The organism is uncultured Comamonas sp., from assembly GCF_964277875.1.
Classification (GTDB): domain Bacteria; phylum Pseudomonadota; class Gammaproteobacteria; order Burkholderiales; family Burkholderiaceae_C; genus Comamonas; species Comamonas sediminis.
The window spans coordinates 1-20861 of the sequence record NZ_CAXYJV010000009.1; the positions used below are offsets into that span (position 1 = coordinate 1).

Sequence of the window (20861 nt, forward strand, 5' to 3'; positions counted from 1 at the left end):
CATGGGGCCGCCGGAGACGAAGATCACCGGAATGTTCAGCCGCATGGCGGCCATCAGCATGCCGTGGGTGATCTTGTCGCAGTTGGAGATGCACACCAGCGCGTCGGCGCAGTGGGCGTTGACCATGTACTCCACCGAATCCGCGATGATGTCGCGGCTGGGCAGCGAATACAGCATGCCGTCGTGGCCCATGGCGATGCCGTCGTCCACGGCAATGGTGTTGAATTCCTTGGCCACGCCGCCTGCGGCCTCGATCTCGCGCGCCACCAGTTGGCCCAGGTCCTTGAGGTGGACGTGGCCCGGAACGAACTGCGTGAAGGAGTTGGCGATGGCGATGATGGGCTTGTCGAAGTCGCCATCCTTCATGCCGGTGGCACGCCACAGGGCGCGCGCACCGGCCATGTTGCGGCCGCCGGTGGAAGTCTTGGAACGGTATGCGGGCATGGGGAATCCAGTTGTCTGTCGTCTCGGTCCATCCCTGGTCCTGTGGGGAAGGCCAGGGTCTGGGCGAAGATTATGGCGCAGCGCCCGCCGCACCGCTGGGGCACAGGAATGCCTCGGCCGGCATGGGCCGCCCCTTTGCAGACCCCAGGCATCGCCTGCCGCGAAGCCTGCGCCGCCGTTCAAGACCCCTCAGCGGCGCGAACGCGAGCGCGTGCCCGTGCCCATGGCTTCCTTGTTCTTCTCGATGCGCTTCAAGCGCCGCTGCTCGATCTTGTCGGCCGCGCGCCGCTTGGTGTAGCCAGAGGTGTCGGCCCAGGCCCACCAGGCTGCCGTCACGCCATAGGCGCCCAGGATGACGTACCAGGACCAGGAGGCCACAGGCTCGATATCGGCCAACTTCAGCAGGGTGAGCAGGACCGCGATTCCCAACAGATACATAACTTCTCCTTCACCAGACGGTGCTTCACACGAGGTAACGCATCAGGCATGCGCGCCCACTACAATGTTTCGCATAATTATTCCCGACAACCCCCAGGAACTCATGATGAAGCAGACATTGATCGCATTGGCCTTGACCGTCGTCACCGTGGCTCCCGCCATGGCCGACCAGGCTCTTGCCGCCTCCAAGAACTGCATGGCCTGCCACGCCGTGGACAAGAAGCTGGTGGGCCCGTCCTATAAGGATGTGGCCTCCAAGTACGCAGGCCAGAAGGACGCGGTGGACAAGCTGGCTGCCAAGATCATGAAGGGCGGCAGCGGCGTCTGGGGCCCGGTTCCCATGCCCGCCAACCCCCAGGTCAACGATGCCGACGCCAAGAAGCTGGCCGCCTGGGTGCTGTCGCTGAAGTAAGTTCCGCCGGCCTCCCGCCTCGGGGCCCGCAACGAAAAAACCGCGCAACGCAAGTCGCGCGGTTTTTTTCATGGTCCTCCCGTGAATCCGGGCGCGGGCCGCCTACCTGTAGTCCGGTGCGCCTGCGCCGGGCTGCTGGTACAGGCGAACCTGCTGCTCCAGCTGCCCCACATAGGCGGCCGTGCTGTTGTCCGACTCCTGGGCACGCTGCACCAGATGCGCCTCCAGCCCGTCCAGCCGCGCCATCAGCACTTCCTTGTCACGCGCATGCAGGTCTTCCAGCACGGTGCGCAGCTCGGTGAAACGCGAGGCCTCGGCCTTGTCGGCCAGGTCACGCTGGGCCTGCATTTCCTTGGCGTGGCGGCGCGCCTCCATCAGTACCGAGCCCTGCAGCCACAGCACATAGGCGACGAAGAACACGCCCAGCAGGCAGGTCAGCGCCAGCATCAGCACGCCCAGCGGCGCCTGGACTTCGGTCACGCCCAGCGACACGACGGAGGGCGCGGCCAGCGTGTTCCAGTTGAATGCCGCCAGCAGCGCAATCAGGGCCACGGTGATCAGCAGCGACAGGGTTCTCAGATTCATGGTGCAACGCCTCCCTCGGCAGTGGTGAAAACAACAGCTTCGGTTGTACTGCAACCATCATGCCTGAGCTGTCGGCCCACACAAAATAGGACTGCAAGACAGCGCGCCGCCCGCAGTCCAGCCAAGAAAAAACCGGAGCCCGTGCTCCGGTTCTTCATGGCGGGCGTGTCCGCCCTCAGTTCGTCTCGGCCAACTGGTCGAGGATGGCCGGGTTCTCCAGCGTGCTCGTGTCCTGGGTGATGGCCTCGCCCTTGGCAATCGAGCGCAGCAGGCGGCGCATGATCTTGCCGCTGCGCGTCTTGGGCAGGTTGTCGCCAAAGCGGATGTCCTTGGGCTTGGCGATGGGGCCGATTTCCTTGGCCACCCAGTCGCGCAGCTCCTTGGCGATCTGCTTGGCCTCCTCGCCCGTGGGACGCGAGCGCTTGAGCACCACGAAGGCGCAGATGGCCTCGCCTGTCAGGTCATCGGGACGGCCCACCACGGCGGCCTCGGCCACCAGGTCGGTCTTGGACACCAGGGCCGACTCGATCTCCATCGTGCCCATGCGGTGGCCCGAGACATTGAGCACATCGTCGATGCGGCCCGTGATGCGGAAGTAGCCACGGTCCTCGCTGCGCACCGCGCCGTCGCCGGCCAGGTAGGTCTGCCCGCCCAGCTCGGCCGGGAAGTAGCTCTTCTTGAAGCGCTCGGGGTCGCCCCAGATGGTGCGGATCATGCTGGGCCAGGGCTTGGTGACCACCAGCAGGCCGCCTGCGCCGTTGGGCAGTTCATGGCCGGTCTCGTCGACGATGGCGGCCATGATGCCCGGCAGCGGCAGCGTGCACGAACCCGGCACCAGCGGCGTGGCGCCAGGCATGGGGGCGATCACGTGGCCGCCGTTCTCGGTCTGCCAGAAGGTATCCACGATGGGGCAGCGCTCGCCGCCCACATTGCGGTGGTACCACATCCAGGCCTCGGGATTGATGGGCTCGCCCACGCTGCCCAGCAGGCGCAGGCTGGACAGGTCCGAGTTCTTCGGATGCACGGCGGCATCGCCGTCGGCGGCCTTGATCAGCGAGCGGATGGCCGTGGGCGCCGTGTAGAAGATGGTGCAGCCGTGGCGCTCGATCATCTGCCAGAAGCGGCCCGCGTTGGGGAAGGTGGGCACGCCCTCGAACACGATCTGCGTGGCGCCAGCGGCCAGCGGCCCATAGGCCACGTAGGTGTGGCCGGTGATCCAGCCGATGTCGGCCGTGCACCAGAAAACGTCGCTGGGCTTGAGGTCGAACGTCCACTCCATGGTCTGCTTGGCCCACAGCACATAGCCGCCCGTGCAGTGCTGCACGCCCTTGGGCTTGCCCGTGGAGCCGCTGGTGTAGAGGATGAACAGCGGGTGCTCGGAATCCACGGCCACGGGCGCGCACTCGGTGCTCTGGCCGGCCAGGATCTCGCCGAAGGTCTTGTCGCGGCCCGCCGTCATGGCACAGGCCGTGGCCGTGCGCTCGTAGACGAAGACATGGCGCACGGCCTCGCAGCCGCCCAGCGCCAGCGCATCGTCCACGATGGCCTTGAGCGGCAGCTCCTTGCCGCCGCGCATCTGGTAGTTGGCGGTGATCACGGCCACGGCGCCCACGTCCACGATGCGCTCCTGCACCGCCTTGGCCGAGAAGCCGCCGAACACCACGCTGTGCGTGGCGCCGATGCGCGCGCAGGCCTGCATGGCGATCACGCCCTCGATGGTCATGGGCATGTAGATCAGGACACGGTCGCCCTTTTGCACGCCCTGCGCCTTGAGCGCGTTGGCGAACTGCGAGACGCGCTCCAGCAGTTCGCGGTAGCTGACCTTGGTGACCTCGCCGCCATCGGCCTCGAAGATGATGGCCGTCTTGTGCTCGACGTCCGTGCCCATGTGCTTGTCCAGGCAGTTGGCGCTGGCGTTGAGTTCGCCGTCGGCGAACCAGCGGAAGAACGGGGGATTGCTGTCGTCCAGCACCTGGGTGAAGGGCTTGGACCAGACCACGTTCTCGCGCGCCAGGCGGGCCCAGAAGCCCTGGTAGTCGTTCTCTGCCTCGGCGCACAGCGCCTTGTACTGCTCCATGCCGGAGATGCGGGCCTTGGCGGCAAAGTCTGCCGGCGGCGGGAAGACCCGGTTCTCCACCAGTACCGATTCAATGGGGGATGCTGTTGCGGTGCTCATGCTTGCTTGTCTCCTGGGCTGGCCAAATAAAAATTGTGGTGTGACTGTCGGGGGCCGGTCTTACATGCCACTGACTGAAACCCCCTTGGGCGCGTCTACCTGGGGATTCCCCGCAGTTCCTGGCTGTCACTGGCAATGGCCTGTTTCGCCGCTAAAATCGCGCGCCCGTTTTCCACGGCCATTGTCCCCTCCCATCCACGCTCCCACACCAGACAAGCGCGACCGACCACCATGGCCCGCCAGCAAAACTCCAATCGAGCCCCCGGCTCCCCCCTGCGTCCCCTGCCCTCCCTGATCTTCGCCAGCCGCTGGCTGCAGCTGCCGCTGTACCTGGGCCTGATCGCCGCCCAGGGCGTCTACGTCTGGCACTTCCTGCTCGAGTTGTGGCACCTGATCGAGGCCGCCTTCGGCAACCAGGAAGCGCTGCAGGCGCTGATCACCAGCATCGGCTACAAGCACGATGCGCCCATCGGCGCGCTCAACGAAACCATCATCATGCTGGTGGTCCTGGCGCTGATCGACGTGGTGATGATCTCCAACCTGCTGATCATGGTCATCGTGGGCGGCTACGAGACCTTCGTCAGCCGCCTGGGCCTGGACAGCCACCCCGACCAGCCCGAGTGGCTGGGCCACGTGAACGCCTCCATCCTCAAGGTCAAGCTGGCCCTGTCCATCATCGGCATCAGCTCCATCCACCTGCTCAAGACCTTCATCAACGCGGGCAGCTACGACGTCAAGGTGCTGATGTGGCAGACCATCATCCACGTCACCTTCCTGGCCAGCGCCCTGGCCATCGCCTACACCGACAAGCTGATCAACAGCACGGCCAGCAACCACTGAGCCGGCGGCATCCCCCACCGAAGCCCCGCAGCGCCAGCCGCTGCGGGGCTTTTTTCATGGGCGGGCGCAGGCAACGGGTCGGTCACCTGCCAGCGCCCGACCGGCCAGCGCACCAGGCACGCTTTTTGCCGCAGATCGGGCCTGAAGCTTTCCTCAAGCTGACGCTTGACCGATTTTATTCATCGATGACAGCATATGCCTTGCGAATCATGGCTTCAATGCTCTCATTAAGTGAGCAAATACTGGCCGGATTGCAGCCCCCAAGGGCTTGAAACAGCCCAAAACAGGCCTTCTTCGGCTCATGCGTTTTGACGCAGTAAAACCTGTTTTATATAATTTCGGCTTCTTTACAACCTGCCAAGCAGGTCATCGGCACCGTCTTCACGGCCTGCCGATACACCCCGGCGGATCGTTGTGCTTCCGGTACAGCCCCGTCAACCGGGCCGAAACTCGGTCCTGATGTTGTGGGGCATCGCGCTGGCTGATCTTCAGCCACGATGCCCGACTGAGACACCGCGCGCCTCGCCGCCGGCTGCTCTCGACTTCTGGCTCTTGCGCACCGCTTCGCGTGCCATCCGAGCCGCCTCGGGTGCTTTCGCACCTGTTTGAATCCCAGCAACGGGGGACGGCAGTCCCCTGCAGCGAACGGCATCAGGGCTTCATTTTTGGCTTGCGCGCCAGCGTCTTCGCCTGTCGAGGACGCTGGACTGTGTTCCATCTCACCCAAAAGGAGAACGCCACAGTGGCCAAGCAGATCATCATCGATCATGTGTTCAAGGTGTTCGGGGACGACCCCAAGACCGCACTCGACCTCGTCCAACAGGGCCTGAGCAAACAGGAGATCCTGGAGCGCACGGGCCAGTCCATCGGCGTGTTCGACGCCAATTTCACCATCGAGGCCGGCGAGATCTTCGTCGTCATGGGCCTGTCGGGCTCGGGCAAGTCCACCCTGGTGCGCATGCTCAACCGCCTCATCGAGCCCACGGCCGGGCGCATCGTGGTCGATGGCCAGGACATCAATGCCCTGAGCGAGCGCGACCTGCGCGCGCTGCGCCGCAAGGACATCTCCATGGTGTTCCAGTCCTTTGCGCTGATGCCGCACATGACGGTGCTGGACAACACGGCCTTCGGCCTGGAGCTGGCCGGCGCCGACAAGGCCGAGCGCCAGACACAGGCCCAGGCCGCGCTGGAGCAGGTGGGCCTGGGCGCCTGGGGCGCCAGCTACCCCGACGAGCTGTCGGGCGGCATGCAGCAGCGCGTGGGCCTGGCCCGGGCGCTGGCGTCCGATCCGTCCATCCTGCTGATGGACGAGGCCTTCTCGGCCCTGGACCCCATCATCCGCACCGAGATGCAGTCCGAGCTGCTGCGCCTGCAGCAGATCCAGCGCCGCACCATCGTCTTCATCTCGCATGACCTGGACGAGGCCATGCGCATCGGCGACCGCATTGCCATCATGAAGGACGGCCAGGTGATCCAGGTCGGCACGCCCGACGAGATCCTGCGCAGCCCCGCCGACGACTATGTGCGCAGCTTCGTGCGCGGCGTGGATGCAGCCTCGGTCTTCAAGGCCGGCGACATCGCGCGCCAGGCGCTGACCGTGGTGTCCGAGCACAGCGACCGCGGCTGCCGCGCAGCCCAGCGCCTGCTGGAAGACTCCGACCGCGACTACGCCTATGTGGTCAACGCGCGCCGCCGCTTCCTGGGCGTGGTGTCCTCGCAATCGCTGCGCGACGCACTGCATGGCCGCCCGGGCATGCTGGGCCTGAGCCACGCCTTCCTGCCCAACGTCGAGCCGCTGTCCGCAGGCACGCCGGTGGCCGAGCTGTTCGGCCCCGTGGCCGCCGCGCCCTGCGCGCTGCCGGTGACCAGCGACGACGGCCAGTTCATGGGCGTGGTCAGCCGCACCACCATGCTGCGCTTCCTGGACCGCGACACGCCGCCCGTGCCACCGCCGCAGGAGATCGTGCCGCCGGTCACGCTCAACCCGCATTTTCCGGCCTCCAACGCTCCCACCGTCGCGCCGACCGTGGAGCCGATCGAACAACGACAAGGAGATGCCGCATGAGCGATGCAACCAACAGCCTGAACCCGAACACCGCCGCTGCCGCTACCGATCCCTGGGCCGATGCGAGCGCAGCCCCTGCTTCCACCGATTCCGCGGCCTCTGCAAGCGCCGATCCCTGGGCCACCGCCGCCACGCCGGCGCCCGATGCCTCGGCCGATCCCTGGGGCGCCGCCAGCGGCGGTGATGCCGCAGGCGGTGACTGGCTGGGCGCCTCGGCCGGCTCGGGCGTTCCCGACGACGCCCATGCCAGCCTCTGGCACCAATTGACCACCGACGGCCTGCCCGTGCAGGGCTGGATCAATGGCGGCCTGGAATGGGTGGTCCACCATTTCCGCCCCTTCTTCCAGGCCGTGCGCACGCCCATCGACGGCACGCTGTCGGGCATCACCGATGCCATGCTGGCCCTGCCCTGGCCGCTGCTGGTCCTGGTCCTGACCCTGGTGGCCTGGCAGTTCGCGGGCCGCGCCATGGCCATTGGCGCAGCCGTCTCGCTGGTGGTGGTCGCCATGCTGGGCATCTGGCCCGAGGCCATGGTGACGCTGTCCCTGGTGCTGACCTCGCTGGTGTTCTGCATGGTCATCGGCCTGCCTGCGGGGATTTTGCTGGCCTCCAGCGACCGTGCGCAGCGCTGGACACGCCCGCTGCTCGACGCCATGCAGACCACGCCGGCCTTCGTCTACCTGGTGCCCGTGGTGATGCTGTTCGGCATCGGCAACGTGCCTGGCGTGATCGTGACCATCATCTTCGCGCTGCCGCCGCTGATCCGCCTGACCAACCTGGGTATCCGCCAGGTACGCCCCGACCTGATCGAGGCCAGCCGCGCCTATGGCGCATCGCCCTGGCAGTTGCTGTGGAAGGTGCAGCTGCCGCTGGCCATGCCCTCCATCATGGCGGGCGTGAACCAGGCGCTGATGCTGTCGCTGTCCATGGTGGTGATCGCTTCCATGATCGCCGTGGGCGGTCTGGGCCAGATGGTGCTGCGCGGCATCGGCCGCCTGGACATGGGCCTGGCCACCGTGGGTGGACTGGGCATCGTGCTGCTGGCCATCGTGCTGGACCGCATCACCCAGGCCATGGGGCAGACGACCCGTGGCGGTGCGCGCTGGTGGCACAGCGGCCCCGCCGGCTGCATCGCCCGCCTGCTGGGCGCCGGCAACAAGCCGGTCCATCGCGGCAGCACCAGCTGAATGCCTTCACTGCGGCGCGGATGGGCCCACTGCCGCGCCGCCTTCCCGAAAAGCGGCCAGCCACGCTGGCCGCCCACTCCCCATTCATCACACAACGGAGGAACCCGAGGATGAACCAAGCCCTGAACCACAATCGACTGCCAACTGCCGCTGCCAGCCACTGGCTGCGCACCGCCACGATGGCTGCCGGCATCGCACTGGCCTGCGCAGGCGCATCGGCCGCCAGCGACCAGCCCGGCAAGGGCGTGAAGGTGTCGCCGCTCAAGAGCTCCATCGCCGAAGAAAGCTTCCAGACCCTGATCGTCATGAAGGCCCTGGAGAAGCTGGGCTACGACGTGCAGCCCTTCCAGGAAGTCGAGTACCCCACGGCCCACGTGGCGATTGCCAATGGCGATGCCACTTTCCTGGCCACGCACTGGAACCCGCTGCACGCCGACTACTACAAGAACGCGGGCGGCGACGCCAAGCTGTTCCGCAAGGGCGTTTACTCGGACAATGCAGCCCAGGGCTATCTGATCGACAAGAAGACGGCCGACGAATACAAGATCACCAATATCGGCCAGTTGAAGGACCCCAAGATCGCCAAGCTGTTCGACTCGGACGGCGACGGCAAGGCCGACCTCACCGGCTGCACGCCGGGCTGGGGCTGCGAGGCCGTGATCGAGCACCACCTGACGGCCTACAAGCTGCGTGACACCGTGACCCACAAGCAGGGCACGTACTCGGCGCTGATCGCCGACACCATCTCGCGCTACAAGGCCGGCAAGCCCATCCTCTACTACACCTGGACGCCCTACTGGGTGAGCAACGTGCTCAAGCCCGGCAAGGACGTGGTGTGGCTGGAGGTGCCCTTCTCCTCGCTGCCCGGCGAGCAGGCCAAGTTCGATACCAAGCTGCCCAACGGCAAGAACTACGGCTTCGTGGTGAACAAGCAGCAGATCGTGGCCAACAAGGCCTTCACCGACAAGCACCCCGACGCCGGCAAGCTGTTCGAGCTGATGCAGCTGCCCGTGGGCGACATCAGCGCGCAGAACCACATGATGAGCCAGGGCCAGAACAAGCCCTCGGACATCAACCGCCATGTGGACGGCTGGATCAAGGCCCACCAGAAGACCTTCGACGGCTGGCTGGAACAGGCCCGCGCCGCAGCCCGCTGAACGCTGCGGGGGGAGCCGCTCCAGGCGTTCCCCCGGCTTCCTGCTTCAAAGGCCCGCTTCGGCGGGCCTTTTGAACATGCGCAGGGCGATGGCCGTGACCACCACGCCCGCCACCAGCGCCACCGCATACATGGCCACATGGGTCACGGCGTTGGGAATGGGCGCGACGAAGATGCCGCCATGCGGCACCTTCAGCTCCACCCCCGCCAGCATGGACACGGCGCCGGCCACGGCCGAGCCCAGCACCAGGGCCGGAATCGTGCGCAGCGGATCGCGCGCCGCGTAGGGAATGGCCCCCTCGGTGACAAAGGCCAGGCCCAGCACGCCGGCCGAGGCGGCGCTGCCGCGCTCCTCGCGCGTGAAGCGGTCGGCAAACAGGCGCGTGGCCAGGGCCAGCCCCAGCGGCGGCGTCATGCCGGCGATCATGGCTGCAGCCATGGGCGTGTAGACCTGGCTCGCGATCATTCCCGTGGAAAACGCATAGGCGGCCTTGTTCACCGGCCCGCCCATGTCAAAGGCCATCATCGCGCCCAGCAACAGGCCCAGCAGCAAGGCGCTGGCACCCTGCATGCCGCGCAGCCAGGCGCTCAGCCACTGCAGCAGCTCGGCAACGGGCGCACCGACCAGATAGAACATCAGCAGCCCCGTGAACAGGCTGCCCAGCACAGGCAGGATCAGCATGGGCAGCAAGCCCTTGAGCGCCTGCGGCAGCCGGATGTGCGCCGCCATGAAGGCCACGCCGTAGCCTGCGATGAAGCCGGCCGCGATGCCGCCGATGAAGCCTGCCCCCATGCTGGACGCGATCATCCCGCCGATCATGCCCGGCGCAATGCCGGGCCGGTCGGCAATGGAATAGGCGATATAGCCGGCCAGCGCCGGCACCATCAGCGCAAAGCCGCCCTTGGCGCCGATCTGGAACAGCGTCCATCCCAGCGTGCCCTGGTGCGCATCGTCATGGACATAGATGCCGCCCAGCGCAAAGGCCATGGCGATCAGAATGCCGCCCGCCGTGACGAAGGGCAGCATGAAGGACACGCCGGTCATCAGGTGGCGATAGGCACCGCCGCCCTGGGTCCGGGCCGGCGTGGGCGCGGCGCCGCCTGCAGCAGCGCCCACGCCGGCACCATGCACGGTGGCTTCGGCCAGCGCCTTGGCGATCAGCCCCGAGCCGTCGCGTATGGCCTGCTTGGTGCCGCTGCGCAGCAGCGGCTTGCCCGCGAAGCGCGAAAGATCGACCTCGCGGTCTGCGGCGATGATGACCAGGTCGGCCTCGGCAATCTCCTGCGGCGTCAGCGCATCGAGCGCGCCCACCGAGCCTTGCGTCTCCACGCGCATGGCGTGGCCCAGCGCCGCCGCGCTGCGCTGCAGTCCCTCGGCCGCCATGAAGGTATGGGCGATGCCCGTGGGGCAGGAGGTGACGGCCACGATCCGCTTGCCCGTGCGCTGTGCTGCGGGACTGGCGGCAGCGCAGCGTGCAAGCACGCCGGCCGGATCGTCGAGCGCCTCGCGCAGGCTGCAGCGCTCGACGGCGGCCTGCACGAAGCGGGAGGCATCGGCGGCGGTATCTGCATCGTCATCGGTGCCGGCATCCCCCACGATCAGCAATTGCCCGGCCTGCGCGGCGGCATCGGCCGCATGCAGCCCGATCACACCGCCGCTGGCGCGCACTTCCACGGCCAAGGGACGCTGTCCGGCCGCATGGCGCAGGGCTTCGGCGGCCAGCAGCGCTTCGGCGTCGTGCCCGGCAGCTGCGATCACCACAAAAAGAGGGTTCATGAAAGCTCCTGAAGAATGGGGGATCACGGCCACTGGCATGGCTCCAGCAGCACGCTGGCAGCCAGTGCCTGGACGCGGTTGGCATCGACTTCGCGCGCGGGCGCGGCCTGCAGCCAGGCCAGCGCGCTGGCCGTGGACAGGCGTGCGGCGTCCGCCAGATCCAGTCCGCGCAGCCGCGCGGCCACCATGCCCGCGACCATGGCATCGCCCGCGCCCACGGAGCTGCCGCGCGCGCGCTGCGGCGGCCGCGCAATCACCGCGCCTTGCGCGCTGGCAAACAGCGCGCCCTCCTCGCCCATGGACACCACGGCCAGCCCCAGCCCCCTGTCCAGCAGACTGCGCGCGGCGGCCAGCAGCGCGTCGCGGCCGTCCAGGCGCAGGCCGGTGGCGGCCTGCAACTCCTCCCGGTTGGGCTTGATGGCCCAAGGCATGGCCGCATGGGGGGCCGTGGCCAGGGCGGCGGCCAGGGGGGCCTCGCTGGTGTCCAGCAGCACATCGGCACCGGCGGCCACGGCCTGGGCCTGGAGCCGGGCCCAGCTGTCCGCAGGCAGGCCGGCCGGCAGGCTGCCCGACAGCACCACGGCCAGGCCGGGCCGCAGATAGCGGGCCAGCGCGGCCATGACGGCGTCCAGATGCGCTTCGGCCAACACCAGGCCCGGCAGGTTGATGTCCGTGGTCTGGCGTCCGCCATCGGCCACCAGCTTGATGTTGGTGCGCGTCTGGCCCGGCACGCGCAGGCAGGCGTCGGCAATGCCGCGCTGGGCGAACAAGGCCTCGAACATGCCGGCGTTGTCACTGCCCAGCACGCCCAGCGCGGCCGTGGAAACGCCCAGGCCCGCCAAGGCGGCGGCGACATTGATGCCCTTGCCGCCCGGCGCCTGCACGCTGCCCAATGCGCGCTGCACCTGGCCGGGCAGCAGCGCATCCAGGGTCACAAGCTGGTCTATGGCCGGGTTCAGGGTCACGGTGATGGCTTGCGGGGCGTTCATGCCGTCACCTCCTTGGCCAGTGCCCGCACCTGCGCGGCATCCTCGCAGCCGAGCGCCCTGTCTGCGAGCGCCTGCAACTGCCGCAGGCTGGCCGCGCGCAGGCCGGCCTTGACACCGGCGATGTCGTTGGGGGTCATGGACAGCTCGCCCACCCCCAGCCCGGCCAGCAGCAGCGCACCGAACGGGTCGCCAGCCAGTCCGCCGCAGACGCCCACGGGGCGCGCACGGGTGGCAGCGCCCTGCACGGTGGCGCGCACCATCCGCAGCACGGCCGGATGCAGGCTGTCGGCCTCGGCCGCCAGTTGCGGGTTCTGGCGGTCCATGGCCAGCACGTACTGGGTCAGGTCGTTGGTGCCTATGGAGAAGAAGTCCGCATGGCGGGCCAGTGCGTCGGCCTGCACGGCGGCGGCGGGCACCTCGATCATGATGCCCAGCGGCAGGACAGGGGCGTCCAGTTCGGCACGCAGCCGTTCGCAGGCCGCCCGCAGCGCCAGCAGCTCCTGCACGCTGGTGACCATGGGAAACATCACGGACAGCCTTGCGCCATCGCGGGCCGCCCGGTACAGGGCGCGCATCTGGGGCTCCAGCAGGTCGGGGCGGCGCAGCAGCAGCCGCGCGCCGCGCACGCCCAGGAAGGGGTTGTCCTCGCGCGGCAGCTCCAGGTGGGCGACCTGCTTGTCGCCGCCGATGTCCAGCGCGCGAACGATCAGCGGCCGGCCCTCCAGCGCCTGCGCCATGGCGCGGTAGGTTTCGTACTGCTCGTCCTCGCCGGGCGTGCTGCCGCGCTCCAGGAAAAGGAATTCCGTGCGCATCAGGCCCACGCCCTCGGCACCCTGGGACAGGGCCAGCGGCACCTGCTCGGGCAGGTTGACGTTGGTGCAGACTTCGATGCGCACGCCATCGGTGGTGATGGCAGGCAGGCTGCGCTGCGCGGACACGCGTTCCTGCAGCGCCCGCTGCTCGGCCATGTGGGCACGCGCCGAAGCCAGGTCCTGCTCCGAGGGATCAAGGTAGATGCGGCCATTGGCGCCATCGACGATGGCCAGGGCCCCATCGGCCATGCCCAGCACGCCGCCGCCTGCCGCCACGGCGGCCGGCAGCCCCAGCGTGCGCGCGAGTATGGCCGTGTGCGAGGTGGGGCTGCCCTGCGCCGTGACCAGCGCGGCCACGCGCGCCGTGTCCAGCTGGGCGGTTTCCGAGGGCGAAAGATCGGCCGCGATCAGGATGCAGCCGCCTTCCGGCAGGCCATCCGGTCCCGCCGCTGCCAGCGAGGGCTGCAGTTGCAACAGCACGCGCCGGCCCACGTCGCGCAGATCGGCGGCACGCGCGGCCAGCGCAGGGTTGTCCAGCGCCTGGAGACGGGCAGCGCCCTCCTGCACGGCCTGGTCCCAGGCCCAGGCCACGCCGTGGCCCTGGACCATGAACTGGCAGGCGCGCGTGATGAGTCCGGTGTCGCCCAGCCACTCGGCCTGCGCGCTGAAGATGGCCGCATCGCCTTCGCCCAGGCGGCGGCGAGTGTCGTCATGCAGGGCGCGCAGCTGGCCCTGTGTCTCGGCCAGCGCCGCATGCAGCCGCGCGCCGCCCACGCTGAGTGGCTCGGGCAGGTCGGGGATCTCGGCGGCCTCCACACGCCACTGGTGGATGCGGGCCACGGCCAGCCCCGGGCTGGCGCCCAGGCCCACAAAGGCAGGCCGCGCCAGCGGCGGCAGCCAGCCCGTGGCGGGCGATTCGGCCGCCTTGCGCGCAGCGGCGTCGGCATCGGCACGTTCCTGGGCCACCAGGGCCTGGGCCACGGCACACAGGCGCTGGACCGCGGCCCTGGCGTCGGGGCCCTCTGCCGAGACGGTGACCTTGTCGCCTTCGCGCAGCCCCAGCTGCAGCAGGCTGGCCATCTGCCGCGCATCGGCCACCTCGCCGCCATGGCGCACCTGGATGCGCGAGGCAAAGCCGCGCGCCGCCTCCGCCCAGCGCGTGGCAGGCCGCGCATGCAGGCCGTTGGGATAGGCAATGGTCCATTCGCACGCCTCGGCCAGATCCACTGCCGCCGGGCGGGCGGCAGGCGGCGCCGGGTCCGCTTGCCCCTGGAGCACATCGATGACCTGCTGCGCATCGCCCGTGGTGAACAGCGCCTGCAGCCGGGGTGTCTGCAGCAGGCCGGCCAGGCGGCGCAGCAAGGTGATATGGGCATCGGAGCGTGCCGCCACCGCCACGACCAGATGCACGTTCTGGCCGGCATTCCAATCCAGGCCTTCGCGCACCTGGAGCACGGCCACCGCGTCGCGCAGCACCAGGGCCCGGTCTTCGGCGCGGCCGTGGGGAATGGCCACGCCGTGGCCCAGAAAGGTTTCGGCCTGGGCCTCGCGCGCCTGCATGCCGGTGGCATAGCCAGGGGCCACGCAGCCAAGGTCCTGGAGCAGCCGGGCCGCCTGGGCAATGGCGTCGGCCTTGTCGCGCACCCTGGCGTCCAGGCGCACGGCGATCTGCAGGCCCGCAGGAGCGGTGGGTGCAACCGCCGGGAGGGATGAATGGGCATTGATCATGGCGCGGATTGTGGGAACGTTCCCAACCATCAGTCAATCTGCACTGCAACATAACCCGGCCATAATCCGGCCATAACTCGGCATTTCTTTGGAGTTATCCTCTGCAGCACACCACAACCAACGGGAACGATTGCATTGAGCATCAGCATCAACGATGTGGCCCGTGCGGCCGGGGTTTCCAAATCGACAGTGTCGCGCGCGCTGGCGGGCGGCTCGGTCAGCGAGGAGGTCCGTGCGCGGGTCGCGGCCGCCGTGCAGGCCACGGGCTACCGGCCCAATCTGATGGCGCGCCGGCTGCGCGCGCGCGACGCCGGCCCCATGGGCGTGCTGGTGGCCGACATACGCAACCCGTTTTTCACGGCCCTGATTCGCGCGGTCGAGGCCGAGGCCTATCGCCAGGGCCGGCGCGTGCTGTTGTGCAATACCGACGAAGACCCGCAGCGCGAAGCCATGTACCTGCAGCTCATGCAGGAAGAGCGCATCGCGGGGCTGATCTTTGCGCCCACCCAGGCCAGCCTGCACAAGCTCGAGCGCATGCAGCTGGAGTTCCCCGTCGTCCTGGTGGACCGGGCGGGCGCCCCGGCCTTCCATGACAGCGTGGTGCTGGACAACGCCCAGGCCTGCGCCACCCTGGTCAGGCATCTGGTGGACCAGGGCCGCCGCCGCATTGCAGGCGTCTTCGGCAGTACCAGCAGCACGGCACGCGAGCGCTGCGACGGCTATCTGGCCGCCATGCGCGATGCGGGCCTGGAGCCCGACTTGCGCCAGTTGCCCCCGACCAGCGATGCCGCCGAGGCCGAGGTCGCGCAATGGCTGCGCCAGCCGCAGCGGCCCGATGCCTTCGTGGCCAGCAACAGCCTGCTGCTGGAAGGCTGCCTGCGCGCGATACGCGCCGCAGGCCTGCGCATCCCGGGCGATGTGGCGCTCGCCGGTTTCGACAACGAGCGCTGGACAGAACTGGTGGCCCCTGCCATCACCGTGATCGAGCAGCCGGTGGAGGCCATGGGCCGCGCCGCATTCGGCCTGCTCATGGAGCGGCTGCACACGCCCGACCTGCCGCTGCGCAAGGTGATCATGCAGGGGCGCTGCATCGTGCGCGAGTCCACCCAGGCGGCGGGCTGAGGCGCTGCGCCGGGGCGGGGATCACGCAGGGATCTGCAACTGGCGCACGGCGTCGTCCACGCTCCAGCCCGCATAGCTGGCGTGCGGCAACGCCGGATTGCCCACGCGCGCCAGCAGGTCGCGCACGGGGTCCTTGACGCGGGCCAGGGCCAGCGGCACGCCCAGTTGCCGCAACTGGGCCGCGAAGTCGCACAGCGCCTCGACACTGGTGGCATCCAGATCGGCCGAATCTTCCAGGCTCAGCACCACGCCGCGGGGCGAAGGCAGGGATTGCAGCCGCTCCCGGATGGCCGCGAACACCGGGTCGGCATTGCCGAAGAATAGCGGCGCCTCGGGCCGCGCGATCAGCAGGCCGGCCGGCACCACCGCGTCGGGGTGGCGTGCGGCATCGACAAAGTCATGCGTGTCCCCCAGCCTGCCCAGCCAGCTCACATGCGAGCGCGACAGCGTTTGCAGCAGCATGAGCAGGCTGGCCGCAATGGCCAGCAGCAACCCGTCGAGCACGCCCAGCGCCAGCACGGCAAAGAAGGCCAGCACCACGATCAGCCGGTCTCGCCGCCAGGCGAAGTAAGGGCGCAGCGCGGCAGGGTTCAGCGTATGGCCGACGGCGTGGATGACGATGGCGGCCAGCAGCGGCTGCGGCGTGCGCTCTATCCAGGGCAGCAGCAGCCAGACGGCCAGGCCCACCACGGCGCAGGCCACCAGGCCTGCAGCGCGGCTTTGCGCGCCCGCCACCTCGTTGGCCGAGGTGGCCGAGTAGCCCGCGCCCACGGGCATGCCATGGAACACGCCCGACAGCAGGTTGGCCGCGCCCAGCGCCATCAGGTCGCGGTTGGCATCGACGCGGTCGCCGTGGCGCAGCGCAAAAGTACGGATGGAGCCATAGGACTCGGCATAGAGGATGAGCGCCATCGCAAAGGCCAGCTCGCCCAGGCGCAGCCATTCGGCGCGCGACAGCGAGGGAATGCCGGGGTTGGAGAAATCCAGCCGTATCGGCCCCACGGCCGTAATGCCCCAGCGCGCGCACCAGCCGCCCGCATCCAGCGCAATGCCGGCCGCAATCACCAGCAAGGCCGCAGGCAGGCCACGCCAGCGGGCCAGCGCACGCATCAGCAGCAACGCCGCAACGGCCATGGCCAGGCCCGCTCCATTCCAGTGCCGCCAGCCGGCCAGCAGCTCCCAGACAAAGCGCGGCAGATCGCCATGCACGGGCTGGAAGGCGACGGCATGCGGGATCTGCTTGACCACGATGGTCAGCGCCAGCCCCAGCGCAAAGCCGCGCAGCACGGGCTTGGCAATGAAATTGGAGACCGCGCCCAGCCGCGCCAGCGCCGCCGCCACGAAGAACAGGCCCGTCAGCAACACGATGCCCACGCCCAGCAGCATGCGCTGCTGCGGCGAGGTGCCGGCCATGGACGCCGTGGCCGCCAGCAGCACGGCGGCAGAGGAGGATGTGGCCGAGACGATGGCGAAGCGGCTGGTCCCCAGCAGGCCATAGGCCAGCAGCCCGGCGAACAGCGCAATCACCCCGGCCTGCGGCGGCAGGCCGGCGATGCCGGAATAGGCCACGGCCTCGGGCAGCAGCAGGCCGGCGATGGACAGGCCGGCGCCCCAATCGGCCAAGGCAGGCAGGCCAGGCGCACGCATCAGGATTGCGGAGCAACGACGCCGGACCAGCCCGGCAGGTAGCGCGCCTCGGCGCCGTGCGCCAGGCCCAGGGCCTCATGCAAGGCCTGATCGGGCAAGGCGACATCGCCCTTGCCACTGCGCAGGTCCTTGGGTGCAAAGGGCGTGCGGAAAAAATCGGCCCAGAGGAATTCGACGAAAGGCGCCGTGTCCTTGGCATAGCCACCGGCCTTGCGCACGGCGCCGGCCAGGCTGCGGTAGGGGTCGTCGCGCAGGCGGTCCAGCTGCTCGGGCAGCTTGGCCCAGTCGCATCGGCGGCCGCGCTCGTCATACGGATGGGCCCATTGGTGGAACTCCATCAGGCGCCAGAACATCAGCGGATCGGCCTCGCTGAAATCGGCCAGCTGCATGACCCAGACCTGCTCCACGGACTCTTGCGTCAGCGCCAGCCCCAGGTGGTGGTGGTCAACGATGTAGTGCAGGCCACGCGGCCCCAGCACGGCCGGAAACCAGTGCGAGGCCAGAAGGCCTTCGCGCTCCTTGCGCCTGAGGCGGCTCCACTGGTCGCGCTTGGTCTGCACTTCGGCGGCGCCTATGGTCATCTGCGTGGGACGCAGTGCGTCCAGCGGAACCCGGGTCAGATGCTGCTGTGCTCTCATCGTCCAACCTCCGTTGCATCAAAGGTGCGGACCCGGCGGGCTGCCCGGTCCGACATCCAGAATACGCCTTCGGAGTTACAAATGGTCGCAACAACGGACTTGCACCCATAATCGCTCACAATTTTGTCCCGTTGACCTCATGAACCAGCCCCAACATCCCATCGTCCATGGCACGGAAGACGTGCTGATCAGCCTCTGCAACTCCGTCTCGCGCGTGCTCCAGGTGGCCACGCAGTGCCAGATCCAGTATTCGGGCATGGTGCAACGCATCACCAAGACCAGCCTCAAGCCCGACATCGGCTGCTTTGTCCTGGTGGACGGCGGCTTCTCGGGCCTGGTGATCATCAACTTCTCGGCCGCCGCCGCCATGGAGCTGTACCGCAGCTACATGCTGAGCATGGGCATGGGCGAAGACGACCTGGCCACCTCCTATACCTCGGACGATGTCAGCAACGTCATGGGCGAGCTGATGAACCAGGTGGTGGGCGACTTCACCAGCAAGGTCCAGCGCGAGCTTCAGACCTACATCACCCAGAGCCAGCCCAAGATGATCCGCCTGAACAAGCAGGTCAACCTCAGCGTGGACGCCAACCTCGACTCCCCCGAGGCGCGCCGCGTGACCTTCTACACGGGCAACAACAACATCTTCTATCTCGAACTGGCCATGGACCGCACCGAGTTCATCAAGGTCGTGGACTTCGAGCCCCAAGAGCGCCCCGATCCCGATGCGCTCATGGCCCAGACCGCCGCCAGCGCCCCGGCCGCAGCGCCCGCGCCGGCCGCCAGCACCGACACCGACGAACTGCTCAAGTCGCTGGGCATGTAACTGCCCGCACACGCCCCGGCTTACAACCCAGGCACACAGCCCCGGCACTGCTGGCAAGACCCTGATGCATGCGGATGTATCAGGGCGGCCCCGCAAACGACATCGTTGATATGCAGATAATTGGGATGCCAACTATTTGAATATCACCCGATGTCGTCCCCTTCCGCCCCCTTCCCGCCCACGCAGGCCGACCCCGCCGCCGTGCAAAGGCATTTCATGTTCACGCTGGGGCAGGTGAACAAACAGTGGCGCCGCACGCTGGACCGGCTGCTGGCACCCATGGGACTGACCCAGGCACTGTGGATGCCGCTGATGCACCTGGCGCGCTCGCCCGAGGCCATGCGCCAGAAGGATCTGGCCCACTCCCTGGCGCTGGACAGCTCCTCCGTCGTGCGGCTGGTGGACGGCCTGGCCGCCCAGGGCTGGATAGAACGCGTGGACGACAGCGACCGCCGCGTCAGAAAAATCCAGCTCACGCCAGCCGGCCATGCCCAGGTAGAAGCCGTGCAGGGCCTGCTGCAGCAGGCGCGCGCCCAGGTGCTGGGCGCCGTGCCGCCCGAGGAACTGGGCGCGGCCTATGCCACGCTGCAGCGCCTGCTGGAGGCCATGGCCGCCGAGCCCACCTCCGACACGGACCTGCCCGACGAGCAGGCTGCCTGAGATGGTGGCAGAGCACTCTTCGCTGCCACCCGCCCAGGACCATGCAGCGGCCAGCCGCAAGGCGCCGCTGTGGCTGCTGGTGATCGTGACCATCGTCGGCACGCTGGCCATGCACATGTTCCTGCCCGCCCTGCCCGATGCGGCACGGCAGCTCCAGGCCGGCGCCAGCCAGATGCAGCTGACCATCACGGTCTACATCCTGGGCCTGGGCGTGGGCCAGCTGATCTATGGCCCGCTGTCGGACAGCCTGGGGCGCCGCCCCATGCTGCTGGCCGGGCTCATCCTCTATGCGCTGGCCAGCCTGGCGGCCTTTCTTGCCCCGTCCGCCCCCTGGCTGATCGGCGCGCGGCTGCTCCAGGCGCTGGGCGGCTGCGCGGGCCTGGCCCTGGGCCGCGCCATTGCGCGCGATTCAAGCACGCCCGAGAACGCCGTGGGCAGCCTGGCGCTGCTCAACCTGATGATGATGATCGGCCCCGGCATCGCGCCGGCCATCGGCTCGGCCATCGACGACGCCCTGGGCTGGCGCGCCATCTTCGGCACGCTGGCCGTGGTCGGCGGCGTGACGGCCTTCGCCATCTGGAAGCTGCTGCCCGAAACCGGCCAGCCCACGGGCCGCCTGCACCTGGGCACCATCCGCGACGACTACCTCAGCCTGCTGCGCTCCCCTGCCTTCGTGGGCTTTGCCGTGGGCGGCGGCTGCGCCACCACGTCCATCTATGCCTTCCTGGCGGCGGCGCCCTTCGTCTTCATCGAGCAGCTGCATTCCACCAAGCATGAGGTGGCCATCTACCTGGGCCTGCTCATGGGCGGCATGGCCGTGGGCAATGCGCTGGCCCGCCAGCTGATACGCCACTGGCCCCTGGAGCGGCTGATGCTCAACGGCAATCTGCTGAGCCTGGCCAGCGCGGCCATGCTGCTGTTGCTGGCCCTGCTCAACCAGCTCACGCCGGCCATCGTGGTGGGGCTCATGGTGCTGTTCGCGCTGGGCTCGGGCCTGACCAGCCCTGCGGCGCTGGCCAGCGCGCTGAGCGTGCATCCGCGCCTCACGGGCTCGGCCGCCGGTGTCTACGGCAGCACCCAGATGGCCGTGGGCGGCCTGTGCACGCTGGGCGCCAGCCTGGGCAGCAACCCGGCGCTGTCGGCGGCGCTGGCCCTGGTGGTGGCTTGCGTGCTGGGGCAACTGGGCTTTCGCGGCGCGCTGCGCCACGCGCAGCGGGCGCCCGGCTGAGGGCCGCCCCGGCAAGGGCCGCCCCGGCTGAGGGCCACAGTCCCCCAGGCGACGGTCCGGCCACACGCGGGCGCGAGGCGCACAGGCCCTCGATTACATTGGCGCAGCCGTGGCCAGCCGCCACGGCCCAC

Annotated in this window: 18 protein-coding genes; 9 read left to right on the forward strand and 9 right to left on the reverse strand. The window is 68.6% G+C overall.

All coding sequences use genetic code 11. The features are described from left to right. The coding region (locus tag ACHWUQ_RS03955; RefSeq protein WP_394680407.1) for a dihydroxy-acid dehydratase at positions 1 to 444 on the reverse strand (444 nt) is incomplete at its 3' end. A gap of 189 nt (positions 445 to 633) precedes the next feature. Further along, positions 634 to 882 carry a TIGR04438 family Trp-rich protein gene (locus tag ACHWUQ_RS03960; RefSeq protein ID WP_013803244.1) on the reverse strand — a complete coding sequence of 83 codons (249 nt, stop codon included), beginning with the start codon at positions 880 to 882 and terminating at the stop codon, positions 634 to 636. Positions 883 to 988: 106 nt separating this feature from the next. On the opposite strand from ACHWUQ_RS03960, the gene ACHWUQ_RS03965 reads away from it, so the two are divergent. Beyond that, on the forward strand, positions 989 to 1294 hold the full coding sequence (locus tag ACHWUQ_RS03965) for a c-type cytochrome (protein ID WP_034398318.1): 306 nt from the start codon (positions 989 to 991) through the stop codon (positions 1292 to 1294). 102 nt (positions 1295 to 1396) lie between these two features. Here the strand turns inward: ACHWUQ_RS03965 and ACHWUQ_RS03970 are convergent, their stop codons facing one another. Next, positions 1397 to 1879 (reverse strand): hypothetical protein, encoded by a 483-nt coding sequence (locus tag ACHWUQ_RS03970; RefSeq protein WP_013803246.1) that lies wholly within the window; start codon positions 1877 to 1879, stop codon positions 1397 to 1399. A 175-nt stretch (positions 1880 to 2054) separates the two neighbouring features. Beyond that, the gene (gene acs / locus ACHWUQ_RS03975; protein ID WP_013803247.1) at positions 2055 to 4055 is read right to left on the reverse strand and encodes an acetate--CoA ligase; all 2001 of its coding nucleotides are present in this window, start codon (positions 4053 to 4055) and stop codon (positions 2055 to 2057) included. A 231-nt stretch (positions 4056 to 4286) separates the two neighbouring features. Here acs and ACHWUQ_RS03980 point away from each other — a divergent pair, with 231 nt between their 5' ends. The 4 genes from ACHWUQ_RS03980 to proX all read left to right on the forward strand — a co-directional run bounded on the left by ACHWUQ_RS03980 (position 4287) and on the right by proX (position 9304). Next, positions 4287 to 4895, forward strand: coding sequence for a TIGR00645 family protein (locus ACHWUQ_RS03980; RefSeq protein ID WP_012204594.1), 609 nt, complete (start codon positions 4287 to 4289; stop codon positions 4893 to 4895). A gap of 742 nt (positions 4896 to 5637) precedes the next feature. Continuing rightward, positions 5638 to 6960 carry a glycine betaine/L-proline ABC transporter ATP-binding protein ProV gene (proV, locus tag ACHWUQ_RS03985; protein ID WP_141834109.1) on the forward strand — a complete coding sequence of 441 codons (1323 nt, stop codon included), beginning with the start codon at positions 5638 to 5640 and terminating at the stop codon, positions 6958 to 6960. Beyond that, the gene (gene proW, locus ACHWUQ_RS03990) at positions 6957 to 8147 is read left to right on the forward strand and encodes a glycine betaine/L-proline ABC transporter permease ProW (protein WP_394680408.1); all 1191 of its coding nucleotides are present in this window, start codon (positions 6957 to 6959) and stop codon (positions 8145 to 8147) included. Before proV ends, proW begins: the two co-directional genes overlap by 4 nt. Before the next feature lie 110 nt (positions 8148 to 8257). Then, positions 8258 to 9304: a glycine betaine/L-proline ABC transporter substrate-binding protein ProX gene (gene proX, locus ACHWUQ_RS03995; protein ID WP_012204550.1), complete on the forward strand. Its 1047-nt coding sequence runs from the start codon at positions 8258 to 8260 to the stop codon at positions 9302 to 9304. A 45-nt stretch (positions 9305 to 9349) separates the two neighbouring features. On the opposite strand, the gene ACHWUQ_RS04000 is transcribed toward proX, so the two are convergent. Genes ACHWUQ_RS04000 through ptsP form a run of 3 tightly spaced genes read right to left on the reverse strand, consistent with a single transcriptional unit; the run spans position 9350 to position 14609 of the window. Then, complete coding sequence (locus tag ACHWUQ_RS04000) at positions 9350 to 11080, reverse strand: PTS fructose transporter subunit IIC (protein WP_394680409.1); 1731 nt, start codon at positions 11078 to 11080, stop codon at positions 9350 to 9352. Positions 11081 to 11103: 23 nt separating this feature from the next. Next, positions 11104 to 12069 carry a 1-phosphofructokinase family hexose kinase gene (locus ACHWUQ_RS04005; RefSeq protein WP_394680410.1) on the reverse strand — a complete coding sequence of 322 codons (966 nt, stop codon included), beginning with the start codon at positions 12067 to 12069 and terminating at the stop codon, positions 11104 to 11106. Next, positions 12066 to 14609 carry a phosphoenolpyruvate--protein phosphotransferase gene (ptsP, locus tag ACHWUQ_RS04010; RefSeq protein ID WP_394680411.1) on the reverse strand — a complete coding sequence of 848 codons (2544 nt, stop codon included), beginning with the start codon at positions 14607 to 14609 and terminating at the stop codon, positions 12066 to 12068. Before ptsP ends, ACHWUQ_RS04005 begins: the two co-directional genes overlap by 4 nt. A 135-nt stretch (positions 14610 to 14744) precedes the next feature. On the opposite strand from ptsP, the gene ACHWUQ_RS04015 reads away from it, so the two are divergent. Beyond that, the gene (locus tag ACHWUQ_RS04015; protein ID WP_013803253.1) at positions 14745 to 15731 is read left to right on the forward strand and encodes a LacI family DNA-binding transcriptional regulator; all 987 of its coding nucleotides are present in this window, start codon (positions 14745 to 14747) and stop codon (positions 15729 to 15731) included. Between the two features lie 21 nt (positions 15732 to 15752). Here the strand turns inward: ACHWUQ_RS04015 and ACHWUQ_RS04020 are convergent, their stop codons facing one another. Then, entirely contained in the window at positions 15753 to 17378 is a 1626-nt protein-coding gene (locus ACHWUQ_RS04020; RefSeq protein WP_394680412.1) for a SulP family inorganic anion transporter, read from the reverse strand. Next, a complete protein-coding gene (locus ACHWUQ_RS04025) occupies positions 17378 to 18016 on the reverse strand; it encodes a ParB-like protein (protein ID WP_394680413.1) in 639 nt (212 codons plus the stop codon). Before ACHWUQ_RS04025 ends, ACHWUQ_RS04020 begins: the two co-directional genes overlap by 1 nt. Before the next feature lie 139 nt (positions 18017 to 18155). On the opposite strand from ACHWUQ_RS04025, the gene ACHWUQ_RS04030 reads away from it, so the two are divergent. The 3 genes from ACHWUQ_RS04030 to ACHWUQ_RS04040 all read left to right on the forward strand — a co-directional run bounded on the left by ACHWUQ_RS04030 (position 18156) and on the right by ACHWUQ_RS04040 (position 20730). Beyond that, positions 18156 to 18842: a DUF3334 family protein gene (locus ACHWUQ_RS04030; protein ID WP_012204543.1), complete on the forward strand. Its 687-nt coding sequence runs from the start codon at positions 18156 to 18158 to the stop codon at positions 18840 to 18842. Between the two features lie 150 nt (positions 18843 to 18992). After that, positions 18993 to 19502, forward strand: coding sequence for a MarR family winged helix-turn-helix transcriptional regulator (locus ACHWUQ_RS04035; RefSeq protein ID WP_099734157.1), 510 nt, complete (start codon positions 18993 to 18995; stop codon positions 19500 to 19502). A gap of 1 nt (position 19503) precedes the next feature. Next, positions 19504 to 20730, forward strand: a complete 1227-nt coding sequence (locus ACHWUQ_RS04040) for a multidrug effflux MFS transporter (protein ID WP_394680414.1) — start codon at positions 19504 to 19506, stop codon at positions 20728 to 20730. The last annotated feature ends 131 nt before the right edge of the window (positions 20731 to 20861 follow it).

Coding starts and splice junctions, on each gene's coding strand:
- ACHWUQ_RS03960 (WP_013803244.1), bottom strand. CDS start 882: ATGTATCTGTTGGGAATCGCGGTCCTGCTCACCCTGCTGAAGTTGGCC.
- ACHWUQ_RS03965 (WP_034398318.1), top strand. CDS start 989: ATGAAGCAGACATTGATCGCATTGGCCTTGACCGTCGTCACCGTGGCT.
- ACHWUQ_RS03970 (WP_013803246.1), bottom strand. CDS start 1,879: ATGAATCTGAGAACCCTGTCGCTGCTGATCACCGTGGCCCTGATTGCG.
- acs (WP_013803247.1), bottom strand. CDS start 4,055: ATGAGCACCGCAACAGCATCCCCCATTGAATCGGTACTGGTGGAGAAC.
- ACHWUQ_RS03980 (WP_012204594.1), top strand. CDS start 4,287: ATGGCCCGCCAGCAAAACTCCAATCGAGCCCCCGGCTCCCCCCTGCGT.
- proW (WP_394680408.1), top strand. CDS start 6,957: ATGAGCGATGCAACCAACAGCCTGAACCCGAACACCGCCGCTGCCGCT.
- proX (WP_012204550.1), top strand. CDS start 8,258: ATGAACCAAGCCCTGAACCACAATCGACTGCCAACTGCCGCTGCCAGC.
- ACHWUQ_RS04000 (WP_394680409.1), bottom strand. CDS start 11,080: ATGAACCCTCTTTTTGTGGTGATCGCAGCTGCCGGGCACGACGCCGAA.
- ACHWUQ_RS04005 (WP_394680410.1), bottom strand. CDS start 12,069: ATGAACGCCCCGCAAGCCATCACCGTGACCCTGAACCCGGCCATAGAC.
- ptsP (WP_394680411.1), bottom strand. CDS start 14,609: ATGATCAATGCCCATTCATCCCTCCCGGCGGTTGCACCCACCGCTCCT.
- ACHWUQ_RS04020 (WP_394680412.1), bottom strand. CDS start 17,378: ATGCGTGCGCCTGGCCTGCCTGCCTTGGCCGATTGGGGCGCCGGCCTG.
- ACHWUQ_RS04025 (WP_394680413.1), bottom strand. CDS start 18,016: ATGAGAGCACAGCAGCATCTGACCCGGGTTCCGCTGGACGCACTGCGT.
- ACHWUQ_RS04030 (WP_012204543.1), top strand. CDS start 18,156: ATGAACCAGCCCCAACATCCCATCGTCCATGGCACGGAAGACGTGCTG.
- ACHWUQ_RS04035 (WP_099734157.1), top strand. CDS start 18,993: ATGTCGTCCCCTTCCGCCCCCTTCCCGCCCACGCAGGCCGACCCCGCC.
- ACHWUQ_RS04040 (WP_394680414.1), top strand. CDS start 19,504: ATGGTGGCAGAGCACTCTTCGCTGCCACCCGCCCAGGACCATGCAGCG.